Annotated in this window: 16 protein-coding genes; 6 read left to right on the top strand and 10 right to left on the bottom strand. The window is 68.9% G+C overall.

The genetic code is table 11. The features are described from left to right. Positions 1–86: 86 nt before the first annotated feature. The 6 genes from CFB43_RS28910 to CFB43_RS28935 form a co-directional block, all read right to left on the bottom strand. The gene (locus tag CFB43_RS28910; protein WP_089497554.1) at positions 87–1,277 is read right to left on the bottom strand and encodes a phosphotransferase enzyme family protein; all 1,191 of its coding nucleotides are present in this window, start codon (positions 1,275–1,277) and stop codon (positions 87–89) included. 41 nt (positions 1,278–1,318) lie between these two features. After that, complete coding sequence (gene pnuC, locus CFB43_RS28915) at positions 1,319–1,951, bottom strand: nicotinamide riboside transporter PnuC (protein ID WP_089497555.1); 633 nt, start codon at positions 1,949–1,951, stop codon at positions 1,319–1,321. A gap of 59 nt (positions 1,952–2,010) precedes the next feature. Further along, the gene (locus tag CFB43_RS28920) at positions 2,011–4,242 is read right to left on the bottom strand and encodes a TonB-dependent siderophore receptor (RefSeq protein ID WP_089497556.1); all 2,232 of its coding nucleotides are present in this window, start codon (positions 4,240–4,242) and stop codon (positions 2,011–2,013) included. A gap of 570 nt (positions 4,243–4,812) precedes the next feature. Continuing rightward, positions 4,813–5,016: a DUF2970 domain-containing protein gene (locus CFB43_RS28925; RefSeq protein WP_043178166.1), complete on the bottom strand. Its 204-nt coding sequence runs from the start codon at positions 5,014–5,016 to the stop codon at positions 4,813–4,815. 123 nt (positions 5,017–5,139) lie between these two features. Continuing rightward, a complete protein-coding gene (locus tag CFB43_RS28930) occupies positions 5,140–7,314 on the bottom strand; it encodes a pyridoxamine 5'-phosphate oxidase family protein (protein ID WP_089497557.1) in 2,175 nt (724 codons plus the stop codon). A 36-nt stretch (positions 7,315–7,350) separates the two neighbouring features. Then, on the bottom strand, positions 7,351–7,995 hold the full coding sequence (locus CFB43_RS28935; protein ID WP_089497558.1) for a glutathione S-transferase family protein: 645 nt from the start codon (positions 7,993–7,995) through the stop codon (positions 7,351–7,353). A gap of 126 nt (positions 7,996–8,121) precedes the next feature. Between CFB43_RS28935 and CFB43_RS28940 the strand changes: the two genes are divergently transcribed. After that, entirely contained in the window at positions 8,122–9,063 is a 942-nt protein-coding gene (locus CFB43_RS28940; protein WP_089497559.1) for a LysR family transcriptional regulator, read from the top strand. Positions 9,064–9,099: 36 nt separating this feature from the next. On the opposite strand, the gene CFB43_RS38565 is transcribed toward CFB43_RS28940, so the two are convergent. Both CFB43_RS38565 and CFB43_RS28945 read right to left on the bottom strand, forming a co-directional pair. Further along, positions 9,100–9,240 (bottom strand): hypothetical protein, encoded by a 141-nt coding sequence (locus CFB43_RS38565; RefSeq protein ID WP_179254919.1) that lies wholly within the window; start codon positions 9,238–9,240, stop codon positions 9,100–9,102. A 94-nt stretch (positions 9,241–9,334) separates the two neighbouring features. After that, positions 9,335–9,985: a TetR/AcrR family transcriptional regulator gene (locus CFB43_RS28945; protein ID WP_226205681.1), complete on the bottom strand. Its 651-nt coding sequence runs from the start codon at positions 9,983–9,985 to the stop codon at positions 9,335–9,337. Between the two features lie 103 nt (positions 9,986–10,088). On the opposite strand from CFB43_RS28945, the gene CFB43_RS28950 reads away from it, so the two are divergent. Genes CFB43_RS28950 through CFB43_RS28960 form a run of 3 tightly spaced genes read left to right on the top strand, consistent with a single transcriptional unit; the run spans position 10,089 to position 13,553 of the window. Then, complete coding sequence (locus tag CFB43_RS28950; RefSeq protein ID WP_089497561.1) at positions 10,089–10,991, top strand: SDR family NAD(P)-dependent oxidoreductase; 903 nt, start codon at positions 10,089–10,091, stop codon at positions 10,989–10,991. Continuing rightward, on the top strand, positions 10,988–12,562 hold the full coding sequence (locus CFB43_RS28955) for a flavin-containing monooxygenase (protein WP_089497562.1): 1,575 nt from the start codon (positions 10,988–10,990) through the stop codon (positions 12,560–12,562). Before CFB43_RS28950 ends, CFB43_RS28955 begins: the two co-directional genes overlap by 4 nt. A gap of 7 nt (positions 12,563–12,569) precedes the next feature. Next, positions 12,570–13,553, top strand: coding sequence for an alpha/beta fold hydrolase (locus tag CFB43_RS28960; protein WP_089497563.1), 984 nt, complete (start codon positions 12,570–12,572; stop codon positions 13,551–13,553). Positions 13,554–13,610: 57 nt separating this feature from the next. Here CFB43_RS28960 and CFB43_RS28965 read toward each other — a convergent pair whose 3' ends face one another. Continuing rightward, a complete protein-coding gene (locus tag CFB43_RS28965) occupies positions 13,611–14,009 on the bottom strand; it encodes a carboxymuconolactone decarboxylase family protein (RefSeq protein ID WP_089497564.1) in 399 nt (132 codons plus the stop codon). A 359-nt stretch (positions 14,010–14,368) separates the two neighbouring features. Here CFB43_RS28965 and CFB43_RS38965 point away from each other — a divergent pair, with 359 nt between their 5' ends. Together CFB43_RS38965 and CFB43_RS28975 are read left to right on the top strand one after the other, a co-directional pair. Continuing rightward, a complete protein-coding gene (locus tag CFB43_RS38965; RefSeq protein WP_089497565.1) occupies positions 14,369–16,726 on the top strand; it encodes a collagen-like triple helix repeat-containing protein in 2,358 nt (785 codons plus the stop codon). Positions 16,727–16,846: 120 nt separating this feature from the next. Beyond that, positions 16,847–18,130 (top strand): isoprenylcysteine carboxylmethyltransferase family protein, encoded by a 1,284-nt coding sequence (locus CFB43_RS28975; protein ID WP_089497566.1) that lies wholly within the window; start codon positions 16,847–16,849, stop codon positions 18,128–18,130. 88 nt (positions 18,131–18,218) lie between these two features. Here the strand turns inward: CFB43_RS28975 and cml are convergent, their stop codons facing one another. After that, positions 18,219–19,451: a CmlA/FloR family chloramphenicol efflux MFS transporter gene (cml, locus tag CFB43_RS28980; RefSeq protein ID WP_089497567.1), complete on the bottom strand. Its 1,233-nt coding sequence runs from the start codon at positions 19,449–19,451 to the stop codon at positions 18,219–18,221. Positions 19,452–19,720: the final 269 nt, after the last annotated feature.

The raw sequence follows: 19,720 nt of genomic DNA on the forward strand, positions 1-19,720 counted from the left end.
CCCATCGAATCTATCAGGGCGCGATTTCGACGTTTGAATCGACAATGATTCGAGCGAAATTGAAGCTATCCGGGTGTTCTCAGGAATCAAACGGCCCCTTGCTTCACCCGCCGCCGCTCGACGAGCCAATCAAGCAATTGCCGCCCGTCGCGCTCGCCGAACCAGCGCGCATGGCCGATCAGGTAGCCGTCGTATGCGATATCGACGATGGCCGGCGCATCGATGATGCAGCCGAAATAAGCGACTTCCGACAGCGCGAACTCCGTATGCACGATCGGCAGCAGCGCGACCAGCGCCGCGTAGGCTTCGTCGCCCAGCGGTTCGAGCGATTCGTACCCGTCGAGCAGCGCGTCGATCTGCGCATACTCGACGCGACGCGCATCGGCCGGCGCCATCCAGTCGACCGTATTGCGCTCGATCGCGAGCGCGAGATCCATCACCGCACAGGTGCGATCCGACAGCCCGAAATCCAGCACGGTCCGCACCTGCGCACCGGGCCCCGCTTCGGTCCACAACAGGTTCGACGCATGCCAGTCGCCGTGCGTCCACAGCGGCGGCAGCGCAGGCAACAGCGGCACGAGACGTGCGTGATACGGGCCGATCGCGTCGGCCACGTCGCCGCGCCAGTCACGCGCACCGAGCGCGCGCACGAGCAGCGGCTGCGCGTCGACCCAGCGTTCGAGTGCGCCCGCCAGATCGGCGGACGACAGCACACGAAAGCTCGACAGCAGCGTACGCATGGGCCGCGCCGGCGCATCGTAGCCGGCCGACGCGCGATGCAGCTCGGCCAGCGCGCGGCCGGCCGCGTACGCGTGCGAAGCATGGGTAAAGGGCTGCCACGACATTACGCCGCGATACGGGTCGACGCCGGGCGCCCGTACGTGCACCTCGTAGGTCCAGTCGCCGGACGCAAATGCGGTCGCGCCGTCGCGATCGGCAAGAATGTCGACCACCGGCATCCCGCGCTCGCGCAGATGCGCGATGAAACGATGCTCTTCCTCGAGCCCTTCCACATCGCGCAGGCTCACGTGATGACGCTTGACGAACAGCCCGCGCCCGTCCGTCATCTGCACCAGGACGGCCGCCGCGAACTGCCGCGGGCTGTGCCACGTGAGCCGCGCCGGCTCGCCGGCGCCGTCGATCCGGGCAAGCACCGCCGCCACCTCGTCGTGCGTCATCAGCGGCCAGTCGCGTTCGGCCTGCTCGCCGTCAACGCCGAATTGCGGCGGCGCGACGTCACGCGACAGGGATCCGTCCGGCTCGAGGGGGAATGACATGAACGACGTTGCTCCGTGGTTGATTCAGATCGGCACGTGGATCAGCGCGCGCCGCCGCCGGTTGCCAGCGCACCGCCGGCCGCCGCGCGCAGCGCCGCGGCCGTGCGGCTCCAGTCGCGCCAGCCAACGACGGCCAGCCCGATGAACAGCGCATAGAGTCCGGCCGTCAGATACAGTTCCTTGAACACGAACATCCCGACATATACGACGTTCACGACGATCCACAGCCCCCACGACGCGATGTAGCGGCGCGCGGTCCAGTATTGCGCGACGAGGCTGAACGCGGTCAGCGAGGCATCGACGAACGGCAGCGCCGCATCGGTCCAGCGCGCCATCATGCCGCCGAGCAACGCGCTGCCGACGACGGCCGCGATCAGGTCGGGCAGCATCTGCATCGGCCGCACGCCCGTGACAGGTGCAACGTCGCCTGCCGGTGCCGCACTGCCATTGGCTTCGCTCGCACGCTGCGCGAGCCAGCGTTGCCAGCCGTACACCTGCAGCACTGCGAAAGCGCCCTGCAGCAGCATGTCCGAATACAGCTTCGCGTCGAAGAAGATCCAGCCGTACAGCGCGACCGACACGAGCCCGACCGGCCAGCACAGCATGCGCCGCTTCGCGGTCAGCCAGATCGCGAGCGCGCTGACGATCACGCCGGCGATTTCGAGTGGGGACATCGTCTGTGCTCTCCAGGTTGGCTGCCGGGGCCGCGCATCACGCGGCCGGTTCCGGACGATCAGAAATCATAGGTCAACGACACGCGCGCGGTGCGCGGCGCACCCGGGAACAGGTACGCATCGCCTTGCTGCTCGCCCGCGTCGCGCCAGTAGAACTTGTTGAACAGATTGTCCACCGACACGCGCAGCACCGTGCGATGGCCGCCGATCTTCGTCGTATAGCGTGCGCCGAGATTGAACACGAACCACGACGGCACGCGCGCGGTGCCCTCCTCGTTCGCGTTGCGGGCCGCGCTGTACTCGACACCGCCCAGCACGTTCAGCCCCGCGACGCCCGGCACCGCGTAGTCCGCATACACGGTCGCGCGCAGCGCCGGCACGTTGATGATCTGGTGCCCTTCATACACCGGCGACCCGGAATCGTACGCACGTGCACGAATCGCCGCGACGCTGGCCGTCAGCCCCAGGCGCTCGGTCACGCGCCCGGCCGCGCCGAGCTCGATCCCCTGGTGCCGCTGCGTGCCGCGCTGCACGAACGTGTAGCTCGTGCCCGATGCGTCCGGGTCGGCGAACTGGAACGGCTTGCTGATCGAGAACACGGCGGCCGTGAGGCTCAGCCGGTCGAGCCAGTCGTATTTTGCACCGACCTCGAACTGGTGCGATTCGACCGGCGGCAGGAACGCATACGCATTGGTCGCGCGCACCGGTGCCTGGTCGCCGAGCGACAGCGCCTTGCTGTACGACGCGTACAGCGACAGCACGTTCACCGGCTTGTAGACGAGCGCCACTTGCGGCAGGAACACCGAGCGGTCGGTATGCGTCGCGTCGCCGTCGAGGCTGCTCCAGCTGCGCTGGCGCAGCAGCACTTCCTTGCCGCCCGCGAGCACCTGCCAGTGTTCGCCGATGCTGATGCGGTCGAGCCCGAACACGCCGTACTGCCACGCATCGAGGCGCGGATACGACGGGCCGGGCGAATTCGGCGACGGCGAGAACGTCGTGTCGGGCCCGTAGATGTTTTCGCTGCCTCTGATGTCGTACACGGCGTCGGCCATGCTCACGACGCGGCGCTGCACGCTCACGCCGAGCGTCAGCTCGTGCCGCAGCGGGCCGGTCGCGAACTTGCCGGTCGTGACCGCACGCAGGTCGTCGTTGCGACGATATTCGCCGGGGCTGCGGAAATCGTAGACGTCATAGTCGCCGTTCGCGCCGAAGAAGAACGGCGAATTTGTGCCGGCCACGCAGCTACCCTGTGTCGAGCAACCATAGGCGAACGCGCTGTTGTCGTCGATCATCGTACGGCTGCGGCCGGCGGCGATGTAGGCCTTCCAGTCGTCGTTGAACTGGTAATCGAAGCGCGCGTTCAGGTTCAGCGCGTCGGTCGTCAGCGGTTTCGCCCACGGCTGCGTGCCGAGCGCCTTCGACGTCGTCTTGACCGACGGCACGACGGTGCCGCCAAGCAGCTGATAGCCGGGCGCGGAACGCTGGATCCACTGCTGGAATTCGGCGTTGAGCTGCAGGCTCGCACGCGGGCCGATGTCCCAGTCGGCGGCGATCGAGCCGAACGTGCGCCGTCCGTTCGTGCCGTCGATGTACGAGTGCATGTTCTCCTTCGCGGCATTGATCCGGAAGCCGAACTGATTGTCGGGGCCGAAGCGGCGGCCGAGATCGACGGCCGCCGACGTCGAGCCGCGGCTGTCGACGCCGCCCGTCACGCTCGCGACGTTCGCCGAGCGCTTCGTCACGAAGTTGATCACGCCGCCCGGTGCGACGACGCCGCTGTCGATGCCGGCGAGCCCCTTCAGGATCTCGACGCGCTCCTTGTTCTCGAGCGGCACGTTCTGCTCGCCGGACACCGTCAGCCCGTCGATCCGGATTGCGCTCGCGAGATCGACCGGGAAGCCGCGGATCGCAAAGCCTTCGAAATAACCGACCGGCGCATAGTCGTTGACGACCGATGCGTCGTTGCGCACGACGTCGCTCAACCGCTTCGCCTGCTGGTCGTCGAGCTGCGCGCGCGTGACGACGCTCACCGACGCCGGCGTGTCGCGCAGCGGGGTGTCGTCGAGCCCCGCGACCGATGCGTTGCGTACGCGCAGCGCATTGCCGCGCTCGCCGCTCACCGTGATCGTCGGCAGCGTCGCGCTGCCGGTTGCATCGGCATCCGGCGCCGGCGTGTCGCCCTGCGCTGCGGCGGCCTGTGCCGCGAAAAGCGTGATGCCGAGACCGACGCCAAGCCCGACCTTCGCGCGCCGCCGCCGTGCGCGCGACGCTGTTGTTCTATTCACCGTCATTGTTCTGGATGGAAAACTCGCCACTCGACCCTGTCGAAACCGTTTACGAAGCTGCGAAGCGTGCCCGTGCGCGACATTCATCAGACGAACCGGGCGATGCGGCACGCAAGCGGGCCGCTCGGTCGGGAAGACGCAGGATGGGACGTCGGATTCAGGTGATGCGCCGGGAACCGACGCGACCGTCGACGGGTTCGTCGGGGGCGTGTCGGGCCGCCGGCGGCATCGCGCGGTCTTGTCATGCGGGGGGACGCTTCGAACGCCTCGGTGCGGGCGCGACGCACTTGCGCGCACCGTTCGCTGGAACGGCGGCGTGCCCGTCGCGCGCGACATCGCGGCGCGGCGCGCATTTTACCCCGGGGCGGGGCTGACCGACCTGGAATCGGGCGAAACGGGAAACGGGGAAGGCGGGAATGAGGACAGCGCGATTCGCGCGGCACGACGACGGTGCCGATGGGCGCGTGACTTGCGTCGTGCGCGCCCGCCTCAATGACCGGCGCCGTTGCGCACCGGTCATACGGCCGGAAACCGGAGCGGGAACGTTCGCCCGCTCGCGATTCGTCGGCCGTCTGCTCAGAACCCCTGCATCGTCACGGTCGGATCGACGACCAGGTGCACGACGCCGTAGATGACCGCGCCGACGAGCACTGCGAGGATGATCGCCACGAACGGCAGCATCGTGAAGTTGGCGTTCGCGAGATCGGTCGCGTGCGCCTTGCTGTTGCGTACGCCGAAGAAACTCCACAGGACCAGTTTGATCATGCCGAGCAGTTTCATGATTGCGCTCCTTTCCTCTATCGGTTGACGCTATCGTCGATCCAACCGGCATCCGAAAAAAGAAGCAGTTGCGCGCGCTTTTCGCGCAGCAGGCCGTCTGCGGCGGCATGTCGCATGAGTGCGTCAGCGGTCGAGCACGAGCGGTTCCGACCCTTGCGCGGGCCGCGCGACGCACAGCAGCGCGCAACCGGGTTCGACCGTGGCGTCGGGCGCCTGCTCGTAGTCGACCGCGCCGGACAGCACGCGCGTCGCGCACGTGCCGCACGACCCGGAACGGCATTCGGACGGCACGTCCACGCGCTGCCCTTCCGCGAATTCGAGCAAGGTGCCGTCGGCGGGCGTCCACGCGGCTTCGCGGCCGGTGCGCCGGAAGACGACCGGCACGCTCGCCGCTGCCGGCGTCGCAGTCGTGCGGGTCGCGCTGCGTGCCACGCTCGACGGCCCGAATGCCTCGAAACGGATGCGTTCGTCCGGCACGTTCAGTGCGCGCAATCCGTCGTACAAGTCGCGCATGAATGCCGACGGCCCGCAGAGATAGAAATCGTAATCGTCGAACGAAAGGATCCGCTTCAGCTGCGCGATATCGATGCGGCCGGCATGCGCTGCCGAGCCTTCGTGAGGATGACTGTCGAACCAGTGGAGCGACAAGCGCGCGTCGGTGGCGGCGACGCGTGCCAGTTCCTCGGCGAACGGTCGATCGGCTGCTTCACGCGCACCGTGTAAGAACACCACGCGGCGCGGCGAGTGAGCGTCGGCCAGCGCACGGCGCAGCATCGCGATCATCGGCGTGATGCCGATACCGGCCGACACGAGCACGGCCGGGCGCGGGCTCGCGAGATCGAACGAGAAGCGGCCGCGCGGCATCTGCGCGTCGAGCGTCATGCCCGCGTGCGCGTGATCGTGCAGCCACGCCGAGACGCGCCCTTCGCGCTTCACGGTGATTCGATAGTGCGCGCCGCCCGGTGCATCGGAGAGCGTGTAGCTGCGGATCGCCGGCGCATCGCTGCCGGGCAGCGGGATGCGCAGCGTCAGGTGCTGCCCCGCTTCGTAGGCGGGCAACGGGCCGCCGTCCACCGGTTCGAAATGGAATGAGCGGATCGCGCGCGCTTCGTCGACGATCTTTGCGATTCGCAGTGGGCGCCATGCGGGTGCCGACGCCGATGCGGTCGGCAATGCGGATGCGGATGCGGATGCGGATGCGGATGCGGATGCGGATGCGGACGATACCACCACGCCTGCCCCTGCCCCTGCCCCTGCCCCTGCGTTTGCGTTTGCGTTTGCGTTTGCGTTTGCGTTTGCGTTTGCGTTTGCGTTTGCGCCCACACCCGCCGTCATCGCCGCGAACTGCGGCGCACGCTCGACCGCCGACCACCGAAACGGCAGCACCGCGCGCATGCGCCGCACTTCCCGCACATGGAACCGCACGACCCGCTGCGCGCCCTCGAACGACGCGACGAGCGGCCCGTCCCACACGATCTCGGCGCGCGCGGCCACATACAGCAGGTCGCCGTGGTCGAAATCGACGAACAGCAGCCCCGCGCGCGGATCGTGCTGCAGGTTCCCGAGCGTATTGAAGAAGCGGTTGCCGCTGAAATCCGGCGTCGTCAGCGTGCGCGCATCGTCGACGCGCACGAAACCCGGCATCCCGCCGCGATGCGACACGTCCGCGCCGCGCGCGGCGCCCGCGTCCGCCGACGTGTTCGCGCTCGCGACGAAGAACGTATCGGCCTGCGCGAGCAGCGCGCGATCGACATCGTTCAACGCGTCCGACACGTCGGGCCGCGCTGAGGCATCGGCTTCCCGTGCGACGAACGTCGGCTTGCGCCCCTGGATGTACTTCGCACAGTTGCCGAAGCTCTGCTCGACCGCGATCGTCAGCGCATCGCCGTCGACCGCGCGCACGACGCCGTTGACGCGATTGCGCCGTCGCGTATCGAATTCGATTCCGAGCCCGCCGAGCGGCGCGCCCGGTTGCCACGCGCCGGCCAGCGGATCGCCCGGCAGCGCGCGCGCCGCGATGCGCAGCGTGCGCGCATCGGGCGACGTCACGAACCCCGGCGCGCCGGCCCGCAGCGTCGCCCACGGCTGGCCGTGCGCGTCGACGCCGCCGAGCACGAAGAACGGCAGTTGCGCGAAAAACGTCCGGTGCTGGTCCGGCATGAAGCGCCGGATCCCGCGCCGGCCGGCCGAACCCGCGGCCTCCGTCACGCCCGCGCGCTGCTGCACGGCGAGCTCGCCCGCGTGAAACGGCGCGGTGTCGAGTTCCCAGCCTGGTACGACGGTGGTCGGGGTGTTCATTGCGTTCTCCCTGAGCAGGCCCGGCTTCGATGAGCGTTACGCGGCGAGCAGGCCCACGCGCGTCGTCGGCATCGCGACGAAGCCCGGCAGCGCCTCGATGCGCGCCAGCCACGCACGCACGTGCGGATACGGTTCAAGCGACACGCCGCCCTCCGGCGCGTGCGCGATGTACGAATACGCGGCGATATCGGCGATCGTCGGCTGCGCGCCGGCGGCAAACGGCTTGCCGGCCAGCTCGCCGTCGATCACGTCGAGCACTTTGGCGGCCGTGCGCTTGGCGGCCTCCTGGTCGAGCTGCGCGCCGAACACGGTCACGAGCCGCGCGGCGGCCGGCCCCGATGCGATCGGCCCCGCCGCATACGACAGCCAGCGCTGCACGACCGCCGCGCCAGCCGGATCGTCGGGCAGCCAGTGCGCGTCGCCGTAGCGCTTCGCGAGGTAGACGAGGATCGCGTTCGAGTCGGCGATCACCGTGCCGCCGTCGTCGATCACGGGCACCTGTCCGAGCGGATTGAGCGCGAGAAACGCCGGTTCGCGCTGCGCGCCGGCGGCCAGATCGACGTCGACGGTCTCGGACGGCAGGCTGAGCAGCGACAGGAACAACCGGACGCGATGAGCGTGCCCGGACAGCAGGAACGAATACACACGGATCGGGGAAGCAGGCTTGTTGGCGGCAGACATGGAAACGCTCCGGACTCTCGCGCCGCCGGGGATCGGCGACGCACAACCGCAGCGTAGCGCTCGCCGTTCGTCACCAGAAGACGGATAATCGCTGAAACATCATCCTCTTCCATAGGACAATAGACGATGGCCGATCTGCGCGACGTGAACCTGAACCGGCTGGCGATCTTCGTCGCGGTGGTCGACGCCGGCTCGCTGACAGCCGCGGCCGAGCGGCTCGGCCTGGCGAAGACGGTCGTCAGCACGCACATGCAGCGCCTCGAATCCGAGGTGGGCGCGAACCTGCTGGTGCGCACCACCCGGCGGCTGAGCGTGACCGACGCGGGGCGGGCGTTCTACGATGCGTGCCGCGACATCGTGCGCGCCGCCGAAAGCGCGCTCGACGCGGTGTCGTCCGACGCGGGGCCGCTGCGCGGCACGCTGCGCGTGAGCGTGCCGATCGACTACGGCGCGCTGGTCGTCGCGCCTGCCGTGGTCGCATTGCGCGACCGGCATCCGGGGCTCGACGTCGAACTCGTCGCGAACGACCGCGTGGTCGATCTCGTCGCGGACAACCTCGACGTCGCGATCCGCATCGGCCGCCTCGCCGATTCGAACTATCGGGCGGTGCAGCTCGGCACGTACGAGAAATGGCTGGTCGCGAGCCCCGCGTTCGTCGCGCGCCATGGGCGGCCGCAAGAGCCGGATGCGCTCGCCGCGCTGCCGTTCGTGATGCTGTCGTCGCTGCCGCACGCGCATACGGTCAAACTGGAAGACGCGAACGGCAACACCGCTTCCGTGCGCTGCGTCGCGCCGGTCGTGTCGAACACCGCCACCGCGTGCCGCGCGATCGTGCTCGCGGGCGGCGGCTTCGGGCTGCTGACGGATTTCTCGACCGCCGACGACGTCGCGGCGGGCCGGCTCGTGCGGCTGCTGCCTGCGTGGCGCTCGGCGCCGGCCGGGATTCACGCGGTGTATCCGTCGACGCGGCTGCCTTCGCCGAAAGTTCGGGCGTTTGTCGACGCGATGAAGGCGAGGATCGGGGAGACAGCGGGGGTCATCGCCGCGAAGCGACCCCGCACGCGTTAGCGTGTTAGTCGAACCGGAAGACGTTACGTTCGGGACTCATTCGTCGCAGCACTCGATATCCGCAAACACGGACTCGACAGGACGAAAATGGCCCTGTGCGATTTCGCGCTCACCTAGAGACAACAGCGTCAGCAACACCAGCGTTGCTTGAGACGCTCCCGACGATTCGATATCCACGACATACCTCTCGTTGTTTGCAACCGGCCAAGATCTGGTTGGCCGCCCATATCAACGCGTGATTGATGGCGAACCGTCAAATCACGCATTACCGTTACCCCACCTCCCGCAACGTCCCCAGCAGCACCTTCCTGCAACTCGCGACCATCTGCGCCTCCGGATCGCGATAGTCGGTCAGCAGCCACGCCGCGCCGACGTTCGTCATCGCGCCGACGAGCGCGAGCCCGATCAGCCGCTGCTCGGTGCGCTCCGCCGGTGTTGCCGCTTCGCGCGGCGCGCCGATCGCCATGATCAGCTTGCCGAAGTCGATCAGCATGCGCTGGTAGGTCATGTCGGTGTCCGCGCTCACACCCATCACCTCGAGCAGCAGCACGCGCGCCGCGCACGGGTCGCGCAGGAACGCGAAGAACGCGGCGAGCCCCGCATCGACGCTCTCGCGCAGATCGCCACCGCGCTCGGCCACCGCCCGCCCGACCGCTTCGTGCAGCTGCTGCGCGTGATGCAGGTAGGTGCAGCGCAGCAAATCGTCGGTGCTGTCGAACGCCGCATAAAAATAGCGATCGTTCAGCTTCGCTTCCTGGCAGATCGACCGCACGGTCGCCTTGCGGAACCCGACCGTGCCGAACACGCGCGTCGCCGCGCGGATCAGTGCTTCGCGCCGCTCCGCGGCCCGCACCTCGGGCGCCACGCCGCCATACGACCGGCCCCTTTTTTCCGTTTTTTCCGTTTCGAGTGCTTTCTCCATTCCGCTATTTGACATCAGGACACCCGAAAACTAAAGTGGTGACGAATAACACCACAATAGATGCGCCGCCGGTACAGCGCAAGCGGAACGGGAGGAACGACGGATGAAGGGGTTTTCCGGCAAGGTCGCTGCGATCACGGGCGCCGGTTCGGGCATGGGCCGCAGCCTCGCGGTCGAGCTCGCGCGGCGCGGCTGCGAGGTCGCACTCGCCGACGTCAACGACGTCGGGCTCGCCGGCACGGCGGCCGCCTGCGCGCAGCACGGCGTGCGCGTGAGCACGCGGCGGCTCGACGTCGCCGACCGCGATGCGGTGTTCGCGTGGGCCGATTTCGTGCGGGCCGAGCACGGCAAGGTCAACCTGGTCTTCAACAACGCGGGCGTGTCGCTGGCCGCCAGCGCCGAGACCGCGCGCATCGCCGATCTCGAATGGATCGTCGGCATCAATTTCTGGGGCGTCGTGCACGGCACGCAGGCGTTCCTGCCGCATCTGCGCGCGTCGGGCGACGGGCACATCGTCAACACGTCGAGCCTGTTCGGCCTCGTCGCGATGCCCACCCAAAGCGCGTACAACGCGACCAAGTTCGCGGTGCGCGGCTTCACCGAAGCGCTGCGGATGGAGCTCGAGCTCGACGGCGCGCCGGTGAGCGCGACCTGCGTGCATCCGGGCGGCGTCGCGACGAACATCGTCGACGCAGGCCGCGTCGATACCAGCATCCATGCGCTCACGGGCCAGAACGAAGCGACCCATCGACGCCAGGCCAACCGCCTGATCAACGCGACCACGGCCGACGACGCCGCGCGGCAGATCCTCGCGGGGGTCGAGCGCAATGCGCGCCGCGTGCTCGTCGGCGCCGACGCGCGCCGGCTCGACCGGATCGCGCGCCTGCTCGGCGCCGGTTACCAGTGGCTGATGCTGCGCCATGTGCGCCGCGCCCGCGCCCGCAACCTTGAACGCGCGCACGCCCCGGCCGCGCGCCCGACCACGCCGACCAAGGACCCAGCATGACCTCGACGACGACCGACCAGCGCGACGCGCCGCCCGCCCCCGACGCCCGCCAGGAAAGCAACGACCTCGACGTGCTGATCGTCGGCGCCGGCCTGTCCGGCATCGGCGCCGCGTATCACCTGAAACAGCGCTGCCCGTATGCCAGCGTGGCGATCGTCGAGGCACGCGACGCGATCGGCGGCACCTGGGACCTGTTCCGCTATCCGGGCGTCCGTTCGGATTCCGACATGTTCACGCTCGGCTACAGCTTTCGGCCCTGGCACAGCGACAAGGCGATCTCGGACGGCCAGACGATCCTCGACTACATCCGCGACACCGCGCGCGCATACGGCATCGACAAGACGATCCGCTACGGCCAGAAGGTGGTCGCAGCCGACTGGGACTCGAACCGTGCACGCTGGACGGTGCGCATCGAGCGCACGCAGGACGGTGCGACCGTCACGCTCGTCTACACCTGCCGCTTCCTGTTCATGTGCAGCGGCTATTACGACTACGACGCCGGCTACCTGCCCGACTGGGCCGGGATGGACACGTTCGAAGGCAAGCTCGTGCATCCGCAGCACTGGCCGAAGGACCTGTCGTACGCGAACCGGCGCGTGGTCGTGATCGGCAGCGGCGCGACGGCCGTCACGCTCGTGCCGTCGATGGCGGCCGATGCGCGGCACGTGACGATGCTGCAGCGCTCGCCGACCTACATCGTGTCGCTGCCCGCGCGCGACAAGATCGCGAACGCGCTGCGCCGCGTGCTGCCGTCGCGGCTCGCGCACCGGCTCGTGCGCGTGAAGAACGTGCTGCTGACGATGTACCTGTACAACGTGTCGCGCCGCAAGCCAGACCGGACCAAGCAGTTCATCATCCGCGCGGCCAGCAAGCAGGTCGGCCCCGGCTTCGACGTCGCGAAGCACCTGACGCCGCGCTACATGCCGTGGGACCAGCGCGTGTGCCTCGTGCCGAACGGCGACCTGTTCAAGGCGATCCGCGCGGGCCGCGCGTCGATCGTCACCGACGAGATCGAGCGCTTCACGCCGACAGGCCTCAAGCTGAAGAGCGGCCAGCAGCTCGACGCGGACGTGATCGTCACCGCGACCGGGCTGAAGGTGAAGATGCTCGGCGGCGCGCGCGTCACCGTCGACGGCCGCGCGGTCAACCTGCCGGATACCGTGTCGTACAAGGGCATGATGTACAGCGACGTGCCGAACCTCGCGTCGTCGTTCGGCTACACGAATGCATCGTGGACGCTGAAGGCCGAGCTGATCGCGCGCTACGTGTGCCGGCTGCTCAACCACATGCGCGCGAACGGCTACGACACGTGCGTGCCGCGGCTCGGCACCGGCGACCTCGGCAACGTGCCGGCCGTCAACCTGAGCTCGGGCTACATCCAGCGCGCGGCCGGCATCCTGCCGAAGCAGGGGCACAGCAAGCCATGGAAATTCCACCAGAACTACGTGCTCGATCTCGCATCGCTGAAGTTCAGCGGACTCGCCGATTCGGCGATGCAGTTCGAACGCCGCGCAAAAGCCGGCCCGGCCGTCACGGCGCCGGTTGCCGAACCCGCACTCGAAACCCGCTGAGGCCGACATGACCCCTACGCTCCATCTGATCCAGAACGTGCTGCTCGGCGTCGTCGCGGTGCTCGCCGCGCTCGCGCTGTTTACCGGTTACGTGGCCCGCCGCGTGACGCGCGCGTTTCCGCCCGAAGGCCGCTTCGTCGACATCGGCGGCGACCGCATCCACTACGTCGAATACGGCAACGGCCCGCCGATCGTGTTCGTCCACGGGCTCGCGGGGCAACTGCGCAATTTCGCGTACCTGCCGCTCGCGCGGCTCGCGCAGCAGCATCGCGTGATCCTGATCGACCGGCCGGGCGCCGGCCGCTCGCTCCGCGGCGCGGGTTCGCAGGCGAACGTGTTCGCGCAGGCCCGCACGGTCGCCGCGTTCATCGACGCGCTGAAGCTCGACAAGCCGGTGCTGGTCGGCCACTCGCTCGGCGGCGCGATCGCGCTCGCGGTCGGGCTCAATCATGCGGACCGCGTGAGCCGGCTCGCACTGATCGCGCCGCTGTCGCACGAGCAGAGCGAGCCGCCGGCGCCGTTCAAGCCGCTGATGCTGCCGTCGCCGCTGGTGCGCCGCTTCGTGTCGTGGACCTTCGCGATTCCGCTGACGATCCTGACCGGCCGCAAGGCCGTGCGCCAGGTGTTCGCGCCGGAAGACGTGCCGCGCGACTTCCCGGTCAAGGGCGGCGGGTTGCTCGGGATGCGCCCGCACGTGTTTTACGCAACGGCGACCGACCTGCTGTCGGCGCCGGTCGACCTGCCCGCGATGGAACGCCGCTACCCGGACCTCGCGCTGCCGGTCGACGTGCTGTACGGCCGCGCCGATCCGATCCTGAACTGGCGCGAGCACGGCGAAGCGCTCGCGAAGAAATCGGCGCGCGTGCGGTTGAAGGTCGTCGACGGCGGGCACATGCTGCCGGTCACGATTCCGGACGCCACCGCCGACTGGCTGCTCGAAGTCGCCGCCGCGCCGGCCGAGGTGGCCGCGCCGTCGGCACGCATCGCGTAAGCCGGGACCGCGTAACAGCGCCTGATTCCGTGCCGTGCCGCCGGCGCCGGCGCGGCATCAGGTTTCGTCGTCGGGCACCGGCAGCCCGAGATCCGATATCACCTCCCGCGCGCTGCGGAACGCCTCGACCGCAGCCGGCGCGCCCGCGTACAGCGCGCTGTGCAGCAACACCTCGCGAATCTCGACGAGGCTCGCGCCGTTGTTGAGCGCGCCGCGAATGTGACCCTTCAGTTCCGTGCTGCGGCCAAGCGCCGCCAGCATCGCGCAGGTGCACAGGCTGCGCGTCTTCAGGTCGATGCCGCCCCGCTGCCACGTGCTGCCCCACGCGTGCTCGTTCAGCCAGTTCTGCAACGGCCGCGAAAAACCGTCGAGGTCGCGCATCGCACGCTCGACGAACGCCTCGCCCATCACGTCGATGCGTCGCGCCTTGCCGTATTCCCTGTCCTGTTCGCTCATGTCCGTGTCCTGTGTGGAGTCGTGGTCGTTGCGGCAGCGCCGCCAGCCGGGGATGTCGCGCCATGTTCATCGGGCCCGCGCGTTTCGTCAAAGATGCGGCCCTCGGTTCGAGGCCGCCCGCGTCACGCGATGTCGAACGCTACGTAACATCGCGCCACGCGTTACGGCGGCGTGCGGGAACATCGCAACCGCCGCGCCGGCGCACCCTGCGTGCCCGTCGCGCGAAACCGCCGGAACGCCGTTTAAATCGCACGTATATTCCCGAATCCTGCAATAAAGCGCGACACCATTTCGGGAATACTGCCGTGGCGCGGAATTTGCAGAGGAGGCTTGGACACACTTCCAATGTCGAGGCCAACATGCACAAACTCTTCAAGAAGACGACGGTAACGATGGCCGTCTCGTCGCTGCTCGCACTCTATGGTTGCGGCTCGGTCGATGGGCCGACCACGCCGCCGACGATCAAGCCGAGCACGTCAGGGACGGGCGGCAGCTCGGGGACGTCGGGGACGTCGGGTGGTGGGACGTCGGGTACTTCGGGTGGCGGGACTTCGGGTAGTTCAGGTACGTCGGGCACGTCGGGTACTTCGGGTACTTCGGGTACTTCGGGTACTTCGGGTACTTCGGGCACTTCCGGTACGTCGGGTACTTCCGGCACATCGGGCACCTCCGGCACGTCGGGCACCTCCGGCACGTCGGGCACTTCCGGTACGTCGGGTACTTCCGGCACGTCGGGCACCTCCGGCACGTCGGGCACTTCCGGCACGTCGGGCACTTCCGGTACGTCGGGCACTTCCGGCACGTCGGGCACTTCCGGCACGTCGGGCACTTCCGGCACGTCGGGCACTTCCGGTACGTCGGGTACTTCCGGCACGTCGGGCACTTCCGGTACGTCGGGCACTTCCGGCACGTCGGGCACTTCCGGTACGTCGGGCACTTCCGGCACGTCGGGCACTTCCGGTACTTCGGGCACTTCCGGCACGTCGGGCACTTCCGGTACGTCGGGCACTTCCGGTACTTCGGGCACTTCCGGTACTTCGGGCACCTCCGGCACGTCGGGCACTTCCGGTACGTCGGGCACTTCCGGTACGTCGGGCACTTCCGGTACGTCGGGTACTTCCGGTACTTCGGGCACCTCCGGCACGTCGGGCACTTCCGGTACGTCGGGTACCTCCGGTACTTCGGGCACTTCCGGTACGTCCGGCACCTCCGGTACGTCCGGCACCTCCGGTACGTCCGGCACCTCCGGTACTTCGGGCACCTCCGGCACGTCGGGCACCTCCGGCACGTCGGGCACTTCCGGCACCTCGGGCACTTCCGGAACGTCGGGCACTTCCGGCACCTCAGGCACCTCCGGCACCGGCGTCACCCCCCTCGGCAATGTCCTCCAGAAATCCGGCAACCTCGTGACGGCACTCGGCACGACGGTCGCAACCGGCGGTGCGCAGATCGGCGGCGTGCAGATCCCCGGCACGAACCCGACGACGGCCACCAGCGTCGGCAACGCGGTCACGAGCCTGGGCAACGGCGTGCAGGCGCTCGGAAACGGCGTCGCGGCCGGCCTCGGCTCGATCGGCGTGTCGGCCAACCCGCTCGGACCGACGTTGACGTCGACCACCGGCCTGCTGACCGGCACCGGCGGCGCGGTCAACAACCTCGGCAACGCGGTGAAGAGCCTCGGTTCCGGCCCGCTGTCGCCGCTGTCGCCGGTTACGACACTCGTCGGCGATCTCGTCAACACCGTCGGCGGCGCCGTCAACTCGACCGCGTCGGGCCTCAACACGGCGCTGAACAGCTCGCCGGTCCAGCAGCTCGAGACGCAGGTCGGCAAGGTGATCAATCCGATCACGAACACGCTGACCGGCGGAGTCACGACGCCGGGCGCCACGCAGACGCTCGGCGGCGTCACGCTGCTCGGCACGCCGCTCAACGGCCTGCTGAGCGCACTCGGCAACGGCCTCGCCAGCGCCGGCACGAAGGTCGGCGGCGCAACCGACAACCCGGTCGGCGGCGCGCTCGGCGGCGTCGTGGCGCAGCTCGGCAACACGGTGACGTCCACCGGCGGCCTCGTCCACGACAGCAACGCGGGCAGCTCCAGCAGCGGCACGGGCGGCAGCAACCCGCTCGCCCCGATCACGGGCCTGCTCGGCACGCTGACGGGCGGCCTGGGGGGCGGCAGCTCGAGCGGTTCGGGCGGCACCAGCGGCACGAGCAGCGGCGGCCCGCTCGGACCGGTCACGGGCCTGCTCGGCTCGCTGACGGGTGCGCTCGGCGGCCTCGGTTCGGGCGGCACGAGCGGTACCGGCGGAACGAGCGGCACGGGCGGCACCAGCGGCACCGGTGGTGCGGGTATCGGCGGCCTGCTCGCGCCGGTCACCAACCTCGTCAACTCGCTGACGCCGCTCGGCGCCAGCCTCACCGGCACGGTCACGACGCCGGGCGGCAACGTGACAGGCACGCTCGGCGGCCTGCTGTCGAGCGGCCCGGTCGGCACGGTGACGGGTGCGCTGACGACGCCCGGAGGCGCCGCCGGCGCCACCGGCACGGCCAGCCCCGGCGGTGCGGCCGGCTCGGTCACGACGCCGGCGGGTGGCGGCTCCGTGGTGGGCGGCCTGACCGGCGGCTCGAGCGGGGGTGCCGCGGGCGGCGCCGGCAACCTGCTGTCGCCGGTGACGAACCTCCTGGGCGGTCTGCTGGGCGGCGGCAACAAGAAGTAACGCTTTACCTATCAGAACCACAGGCCAATGGCCGGGCGCGCATCCATACAAAGCCCGGCCGACGGCCGGCGTCACCCGCCAAGCGGGGGCGCCGGCCCTCATCCGTACGAGGATCCGATCATGAATTCCACGCTTGACGGCATCGCCGCGGTCCAGGACCGCCCACCCCGTTCCGCCACGCCGCTGCGCGCCGGCCTGCTCGGCATCGCCGCCGGGCTCTTCGCGCTGTGGATCACGCGCGACCAGCCGGCCCTCGACGCGGCCACGCGCGCGGTCATCGCCAGCCTCGCGATCATCGGCACGATCGCGCTGCACGAAATCTTCATCTCGCGCGTCTACCTGCGCCCGAGCGCGGGCCTGTCGCGGCAGGCCGTCCGGCCGCTCGGCATCGCGCGCGTCGCGACGCGGCTCGGCGCGCTGACGTCGATCTATGCCGGCATCGGCGTGATCTACTGGCTGCTGCCCGAATACCACGGCAAGTTCTACCTGCCGTTCTGGACGCTGCTGCGCTCGCTCGCGCCGTACGTCATCGTCGCCGCGCCGTTCTACTTCGCGTGGATGGATCGCCACCAGCGCGAGACCGACGACGCGTACCTGCTGTGGGGCCGCTTCCTGTTCCGCCGCGAGCAGCCCGCAAGCTGGAAGCCGGTGCGCGAGATGCTGGCCGGCTGGGGCGTGAAGGCGTTCTTCCTGCCGCTGATGACCGTCTACCTGTCGAAGGACGCCGATCACCTGACCGCGTCGCTCGCGAACGCGATGCATGCGCCGATGACGATCGCAACCTTCGTGTTCATGTACGACCTGTCGTTCACGATGGACCTGATGTTCGGCACGGTCGGCTATCTGTGCACGTTCCGCATCCTCGACAGCCACGTGCGCACCGTCGAGCCGACGACGCTCGGCTGGGTGGCCGCGCTGATGTGCTACCAGCCGTTCTGGTCGCTGTTCTCGAACAACTACATCCGCTACGAAGGCTCGATGTTCTGGGACAACTGGCTGATGTCGGCCCCGACGCTGCGCGTGATCTGGGGCGCGGTGATCATCCTGCTGCTGTTGACCTACGCGCTGTGCACGATCTCGTTCGGGCTGCGGTTCTCGAACCTGACGAACCGCGGGATCATCACGTCGGGCCCGTACCGCTTCACGAAGCATCCGGCGTACATCACGAAGAACCTGTCGTACTGGATGGTGTCGGTGCCGTTCGTCGAGCCGCTCGGCTGGCAGGTCGGACTCATGCACTGCGCGGGGCTCGTCGCGGTCAACCTGATCTACTACACGCGGGCGAAGACGGAAGAGCGCCACCTGATGCGCGACCCCGACTATCGCGCGTATGCCGAATGGATCGAGCATCACGGGTTGTTCGCACGGATCAGGCAGGCATTCGGGCAGCGCGCGCCGGCTTGATACGGTGGCAATGGCGGGGCCAGTTGCCCCGCCGCTTCACCGAAGCGCCGCGCGGGCCCGAAACCACAGCGCGTTGCGGCGGGCATGCTCAGTCGAACGGAACGCCGCTGTCGCGCCCGTCATGCGCGCGACCGGTCGCACGCGTCAGCCCCGTGATCGCGACGAAGCTCGCGAGGCCCATGCCGAAGCAGCAGGCCGCGAGCGGCCACGCGGTAGCGCCGTCGAAGAGCAGCGTCGCGAGCGTGCCCACGCCAGTGACGATCACGCCCTGCACCGCGTAGTAAAGCGCAACCGCCTTGCCGGCGGCATCGCCGAAATCGCGCAGCGCCCCGTTCGCGGACACCGACGACATCAGCACGATGCCGACCGCAACCAGCCACATCGGCATCACGAACGTCGCGAACGACGGCTTCGTCAGGACCGTGCAGACGGCCAGCACGATCGCGCCCGTCATCATCGTGAGCGCCCCTCGCGCAACGCAGCCGGCCTCGCCCCATCTCGACACGAACGTCCCTGCGAAGCGCGACACGACGACCATCACGATCGCGACAGTCGCAAAGGCCACGCTGAACGCCACGCGGGAATAGCCCACCCCGCCGACCAGCACGCGCGGCGCGGTAGAGAAGAAGACGAAGAACGCCCCCATCGCGGCGGCAAACGCGAGTGTGTGAACCTGAAAGGGCCGGCTGCCGAGAATCGATGCGACGGACGGCCCCTGCCGGTTCGCTGTTCGCGGCCGTGTTTCGTGCCAGCGTGGCCACGCACGGCCGCACGCCAGCAGACCCAGCAGGCCGAGCGTCGCGAAGATCGCGCGCCATCCGCAGGCGGCTGCGATGGCCGCGCCGAGCAGCGGGCCCAACGCGGGCACGAACGCCAGCATCGCGCCGAAGTGGCTGTAGATCGTGCGACCTTCCGGGCGATCGGCGTAGACATCGCGCACGGTCGCAAACGTGGCGACGAGCGCGGCCGACGCGCCCACTGCCTGCAGCACGCGCAGTGCGACGAACAGACCGCCGCCGGTGGCCATCGCAAGTGCCAGCGAAGCCGCCGCAAAACACAGCGCACCACCGAGCACCACCGGCCGTCTGCCGACGCGATCCGACAACGGGCCGAAGAGCATCTGGCCCAAGCCGAGGACGACCATGTAGACACTCAGCGTCAATTGGACGATAGCCGGTGACGTGCCCAGCGCGGACGGCATCTCCGGGATCACCGGCAGGTACACGTCCATCGCCAGCGACGCGAGAAGATCGAAAGGCGCCATCAGCAAGAGCGCCGATGGCAACGAATAGGCCCAGGCGGGCGTGGATTGTTCAGGCATGACGAGGCATCCGCTCAGAAAAGGGAATCTGGCGGCGATCTGCCTAGTCAGCGAGGGACAACGGGAGATCGCCGCAACGACCGGTGGACGAAGGTCGTTGCGGCTTAGCGATCCGTGGACGGGCCGGCTCCCATGGAGGAATCCTTGCGGTGTGCGTTGACCGCGCAGTGTAGTCGGTTCGACAGACGGGCACCAGCCGCGTGCGCACGGCCAGCGGAGGCTGTCGGGCCGGCCCGCGTCGCCTTCCGCTCGGGCGGCGGCACGCCATC

Origin of the sequence: Burkholderia sp. AU15512, assembly GCF_002223325.1 — a bacterium.
Taxonomy (GTDB): domain Bacteria; phylum Pseudomonadota; class Gammaproteobacteria; order Burkholderiales; family Burkholderiaceae; genus Burkholderia.

What these genes read in the sequence shown, in the direction of transcription:
- pnuC (WP_089497555.1), bottom strand. Translation starts at nt 1,951, where the DNA reads ATGTCCCCACTCGAAATCGCCGGCGTGATCGTCAGCGCGCTCGCGATC.
- CFB43_RS28945 (WP_226205681.1), bottom strand. Translation starts at nt 9,985, where the DNA reads ATGGAGAAAGCACTCGAAACGGAAAAAACGGAAAAAAGGGGCCGGTCG.
- CFB43_RS28950 (WP_089497561.1), top strand. Translation starts at nt 10,089, where the DNA reads ATGAAGGGGTTTTCCGGCAAGGTCGCTGCGATCACGGGCGCCGGTTCG.
- CFB43_RS28920 (WP_089497556.1), bottom strand. Translation starts at nt 4,242, where the DNA reads ATGACGGTGAATAGAACAACAGCGTCGCGCGCACGGCGGCGGCGCGCG.
- CFB43_RS28930 (WP_089497557.1), bottom strand. Translation starts at nt 7,314, where the DNA reads ATGAACACCCCGACCACCGTCGTACCAGGCTGGGAACTCGACACCGCG.
- CFB43_RS28960 (WP_089497563.1), top strand. Translation starts at nt 12,570, where the DNA reads ATGACCCCTACGCTCCATCTGATCCAGAACGTGCTGCTCGGCGTCGTC.
- CFB43_RS28925 (WP_043178166.1), bottom strand. Translation starts at nt 5,016, where the DNA reads ATGAAACTGCTCGGCATGATCAAACTGGTCCTGTGGAGTTTCTTCGGC.
- CFB43_RS28955 (WP_089497562.1), top strand. Translation starts at nt 10,988, where the DNA reads ATGACCTCGACGACGACCGACCAGCGCGACGCGCCGCCCGCCCCCGAC.
- CFB43_RS28910 (WP_089497554.1), bottom strand. Translation starts at nt 1,277, where the DNA reads ATGTCATTCCCCCTCGAGCCGGACGGATCCCTGTCGCGTGACGTCGCG.
- CFB43_RS28975 (WP_089497566.1), top strand. Translation starts at nt 16,847, where the DNA reads ATGAATTCCACGCTTGACGGCATCGCCGCGGTCCAGGACCGCCCACCC.
- CFB43_RS28940 (WP_089497559.1), top strand. Translation starts at nt 8,122, where the DNA reads ATGGCCGATCTGCGCGACGTGAACCTGAACCGGCTGGCGATCTTCGTC.
- cml (WP_089497567.1), bottom strand. Translation starts at nt 19,451, where the DNA reads ATGCCTGAACAATCCACGCCCGCCTGGGCCTATTCGTTGCCATCGGCG.
- CFB43_RS28935 (WP_089497558.1), bottom strand. Translation starts at nt 7,995, where the DNA reads ATGTCTGCCGCCAACAAGCCTGCTTCCCCGATCCGTGTGTATTCGTTC.
- CFB43_RS38965 (WP_089497565.1), top strand. Translation starts at nt 14,369, where the DNA reads ATGCACAAACTCTTCAAGAAGACGACGGTAACGATGGCCGTCTCGTCG.
- CFB43_RS28965 (WP_089497564.1), bottom strand. Translation starts at nt 14,009, where the DNA reads ATGAGCGAACAGGACAGGGAATACGGCAAGGCGCGACGCATCGACGTG.